Source organism: Bathymodiolus platifrons methanotrophic gill symbiont, from assembly GCF_002189065.1.
Taxonomy (GTDB): Bacteria; Pseudomonadota; Gammaproteobacteria; order Methylococcales; family Methylomonadaceae; genus Methyloprofundus.
Map to the genome: position 1 here is coordinate 1 of NZ_BDMN01000433.1, position 4,476 is coordinate 4,476.

The 4,476-nt window shown below is 37.0% G+C and carries 5 protein-coding genes and 2 pseudogenes; 3 read left to right on the plus strand and 4 right to left on the minus strand.

All coding sequences use genetic code 11. The features are described from left to right. Positions 1-9: 9 nt before the first annotated feature. From CDZ78_RS18850 to CDZ78_RS18865, 4 genes and pseudogenes are all read right to left on the minus strand, one after another. Entirely contained in the window at positions 10-702 is a 693-nt protein-coding gene (locus CDZ78_RS18850) for a PAS domain-containing protein (RefSeq protein WP_280175606.1), read from the minus strand. 18 nt (positions 703-720) lie between these two features. Next, positions 721-990, minus strand: a pseudogene (locus CDZ78_RS18855) (IS982 family transposase); the annotation flags it as partial. 431 nt (positions 991-1,421) lie between these two features. After that, positions 1,422-1,805 (minus strand): type II toxin-antitoxin system VapC family toxin, encoded by a 384-nt coding sequence (locus tag CDZ78_RS18860; RefSeq protein WP_087871354.1) that lies wholly within the window; start codon positions 1,803-1,805, stop codon positions 1,422-1,424. After that, entirely contained in the window at positions 1,789-2,046 is a 258-nt protein-coding gene (locus tag CDZ78_RS18865; protein WP_087871355.1) for a hypothetical protein, read from the minus strand. Before CDZ78_RS18865 ends, CDZ78_RS18860 begins: the two co-directional genes overlap by 17 nt. A gap of 215 nt (positions 2,047-2,261) precedes the next feature. Here CDZ78_RS18865 and CDZ78_RS18870 point away from each other — a divergent pair, with 215 nt between their 5' ends. The 3 genes and pseudogenes from CDZ78_RS18870 to CDZ78_RS18875 all read left to right on the plus strand — a co-directional run. Further along, positions 2,262-2,486: a hypothetical protein gene (locus CDZ78_RS18870; protein ID WP_087871356.1), complete on the plus strand. Its 225-nt coding sequence runs from the start codon at positions 2,262-2,264 to the stop codon at positions 2,484-2,486. A gap of 600 nt (positions 2,487-3,086) precedes the next feature. Beyond that, positions 3,087-3,266, plus strand: coding sequence for a hypothetical protein (locus CDZ78_RS21475; RefSeq protein ID WP_140414220.1), 180 nt, complete (start codon positions 3,087-3,089; stop codon positions 3,264-3,266). A gap of 364 nt (positions 3,267-3,630) precedes the next feature. Next, positions 3,631-4,476, plus strand: a pseudogene (locus CDZ78_RS18875) (HsdR family type I site-specific deoxyribonuclease); the annotation flags it as partial.

Here is a 4,476-nt window from a genome sequence, read left to right on the forward strand (position 1 = left end):
TTGAGTTCATCACGTCATTGCTAGAGTTTCCAGATCCTGGTGATAAGCTGAAAGAGTTAGGTGAATTAATAAAGGATGTGTTTCAACTGATGCCATCAGGAAAACATATGATTGGCAGAGATTTAGGGCGCTTAGAGCCAACACCATCATTAAAGTATTGTTCTGCTGGGTGAAGGTAAGAGTTTGATGGCAATGGGATGGAAAAACTTGAACATCGAGTATCAGTGAATTTTCTACTACCGTGTTATATTTTTGTTCAGAGAGTATAAGTTCTTTTTGAACCTTTTTGCTTTCTGTAATATCCGTTATTATGGCAAAGTATATGTTATTTTTTGGGCATGTATCTTCTATCATCCGAGAGGAAACACAGGTAATGATTTTTTCATCATTATCTTTGTTCCAGGTTATTTCAAGTGTGGATTTTTGGTGTTTTTGACAGCTTTCAACTCCTTGCTTCAAAATTCTTTTATTCGAATCGTCTACGAATGCTGTTATTTTCTGATCGATCAAGGCTTCACGGGAACGGCCAATTATTTCGCTAAATTTGAAATTAACATACAGAATGTATCCTTCATTGTTGGTGACAACAACGCCTTCGTTCAATGCCTCTACCAATAATCGAAAAAAATCGTCTTTTTTCCGCCTACCCCCACTTCGTGGGTGGGTTTCTTGATTTGTTGGGGAGTTATCAGTTGTTGGTATATAAAAGTATAAAGTGAACTAAGCGCTTACACGCAAGACATTCCAAAAAAACATAGCAGCAGTTAACTTATCGAAGACATAAACTATTAGCCCATTGTATGAACGTAATTTGCCGGCACATTCAATCCCCGTTTTTTCTTCAATCCAGCCGAATAATGTTTCAATGGGTTGGCGAACACAGGATATGGCGGTGGATAGCCATTGATCTTGAGGCTTTAAATATTTTTGACCTTTTTGTTTTTTTATTGGGGTAAATACCGTCAAGTTTTGAATCTTGCTCACCTCTTTGAACAGGCAACTTTTTAGCTCTTAATTCACAGTATAGTGCCTAAGCCCCATATCCGCTAATCAACTTACGCCCTTCATCGGCACCGACTGGATCGATACAAAGTACGACGTTTGTTTGCAGACTGCTGACAGAAAGGGGGGGGGCAATGAAGGTGCGTCGATGAGAGTTTGTAAAAAAACGAATGTGATAGTGTAAATGCAGTCAATATGCATTCAAGATTTGTCCGGTACGAAAGTGAACTCACGTCGAGCACTAGCGCGTAAAGCATGGGCTGTACCCAGCAGGTTATGCGGTTGCTTCCTATCTGGATAGCAACTATGGGTTCCTGATCATCGCTCATATTTTGGCGTTACTCTAAATTAGTTCTAATTTTTTTGACTATCTTCTGTGGTAAAGGCGTGCTTCAAATTTATTGTGCCGGACAAGCTGACTAACGACAGTTTTTAATTACATCTCGATCAAAACTAAGCCACTCATATCCTTGTAGCTTGCTTTTAGTACAAATAAGAGCATCAACAAAGTCCACATTTTTATCAACAAACAAAGATAGAGCTTCGAATAGAATGACCTTATTACTATTGATGACACCTTCCATTGCTAATATTGCCTTAAGGTCGGTGACCACCTCGGCTTTCGGTAAATCATAGAACTTGGTTAAAACAAATAACACCTCCATGAGTACTACATCTAAAATTTCCACTTGCAGGTTTCCTGATTCGATTTCTTCGAAGATTCGAGTGCTCTCAACAAGGTGTTCTTTATGATCTCCAATTAGAAACCGGATAATGATATTGGTATCAATGAGTGTTGCCATATTTCTCTTCCATAGCCTTAGTCATTGCTGCTTCCTTTATAAACTTCATATCAGTCGAGCTCGATTTCAATATTCTATCTTTATACTTACCAGCAAGTTTGTGTACAATACGTTCTTTTTTGACGGGATAGACAACAGCGACAACTTTTTTTTTGCGCTTATCTATAATTTCGATTGCTTCGGTCAGATTGTTAAAAATAGAGGTGTTTTTCTGAATATCACCTATTCCAATTGATTTCATGGTAACCTTAATTTATATAAATTAAATTTAGTTTATATAAATAATATCATGATTGCAACTTTTTTATGTTGGCAAAGAGGAAATACAATTTAAAATAACACAGAAACGTGCATAACACACTTGAGCAATTGTGGGGCGCGGACCTTTAGTCCGCCTTTTTAAAATTCAGGTTAAAGACCTGCGCCCCATATAATGATGTAAAAGTTATTCCTTGCATGTTACTTACCGGTCCAGAATGGGCAATGAAAAAATCATTTTTTCTGTTGAGACTAACCCATTTGGTTAATAATAGTGTGTCAGACAATCAAGGTAATATGGCAAAATCAAAAATAATTTATGAAGATCGACCTACTGTTTATGCAAAGTTTGATCATCCTCAATTAGAAGACTACATAGAATATAAGTCTATTATTCAAAGTTCTTCTATAAAATTATTGTAAACTTTAATCGCATTTTTATTAAAAATAAAAACCATGTCCTATGGACGTGGTTAGGTTCGTAGGCTCTAGCCTAACGTTGTTTGATGCGGTTGTTGATCGAGTGGGTTTTATAAATAATGGGTTCCTGTTTAAAGTAGAATATAATGTTGGGAGTAAAAAAGCTTTAGCTTTTTCCTTTCTCTTTGTGCCTTCTCTAAGATTGCTGATAAATTAATGTTCAACTCTGGCAAGTTTATGGCCAGAGGCCGTGCATGTGGTTGTATTGCCCGGTAATTCCATTTTGGTAAATGTGTATCAAATACAATCGGCATACATGGTATTAACCTTAATTTAATCAACCCTATTTCATCAAATGGACATACATATTATTATCTAGATTCTTCAGGAGATGGTAGTCCTTACGGATATGATCCTATTTCTCATGAGAAACTAGATGATTTACTGAATGAGGGCAGCGATACTGTTGCCACACAAGAAGGTTCTCATGATGGGAGTGATGATGAGAGGTCGGTAATATTAGAAGGTTATACTCTAATATTACCGACTATATCGGAACTTAGTGACCTAAGCGCTGATATAGAAGCTAACAATCCAGAAGCATTGGGATATTCTCCATCGCGCTGGAATCCCTCTACTTACTGGTCTGCGACAGAGGGTACTATACAGACTGATTCTTACTGGAAGGACAACAAACACTCCTATCTGCATATGGATTACAATGATATTCATGAACATTCTGACGATGCCAGAAACTGGGTGGTCTTTGAGGTACTTAAGTAGGTTCTGTCGCATAGGTTATTTAAAAAGCAGAAAACCTGGTCTTCAGGCATAACTATCCTGCTAAAGCCATAAACTGCTTATAAGCTGGAATATTTTCCTCAGACAACTGGGTTCTGTCGCAAATAAACAAAATCACCCTATTACCTACGATCATAATATTAAATTTAAGCCAAATAAGGTTCGCATGTTCAACTAAAAATGGTTCTATTTTTTTAAGTTATTACTTTCCTGAATACCACATGATACTTGGTTTTAACACTAGATTGTCGTGATTTTAATGATGGGATTAGAAGGTTTTTCTCCTGCATGGTGTTTTGTCCATTTATCGCATAAAAACAGGTTACAGTTGATTTTTACACAAACATTTGTTTTTTGCGACAGAACCACCGATAGTCGTTATTTTGCCAATACCACCCAGCGTAATAAAAATAGCTTTGATTTCACCATGAATTGGGCAAAATCAGATAACGGATTGATTAAAGATTTAAAAGATTTCACCGCTACTTTTTTTCAAAAACAGACCTTGTTAAATGTGTTGCTACATTATTCTGTGTTTGATGATAACGATACTTTGTTAGCGATGCGCCCTTATCAAATTGCTGCCACCGAACGAATTCTTTGGAAAATAAACAGCACGTATCAAGCCAAAAACTGGAGCACGATTGAAAGTGGCGGCTATATTTGGCATACCACTGGCTCAGGTAAAACCTTAACCAGTTTCAAAGCGGCACGCTTGGCAACGGAACTGGATTTTATTGATAAAGTATTTTTTGTGGTGGATCGAAAAGATCTCGATTTTCAAACCATGAAAGAATACCAGCGTTTTTCACCCGATAGCGTTAATGGTTCAGAGAATACCGCAGGGCTAAAGCGTAACCTTGATAAAGAAGACAATAAAATTATTGTTACCACCATTCAAAAACTGAATAATTTAATGAAAGGTGAGGGCGAATTACCCATTTACAGTAAGCAAGTGGTGTTTATCTTTGATGAAGCGCACCGCAGCCAATTTGGTGAAGCACAAAAAAATCTAAAGAGAAAATTCAAAAAGTTCTATCAATTTGGCTTTACCGGGACACCTATTTTCCCTGAAAATGCCTTGGGAGCAGAAACCACTGGCAGTGTATTTGGTTGTGAATTACATTCTTATGTGATTAAGCATGCTATTCATGATGAAAAAGTGTTGAAATTTAAGGTGGATTATAACGAT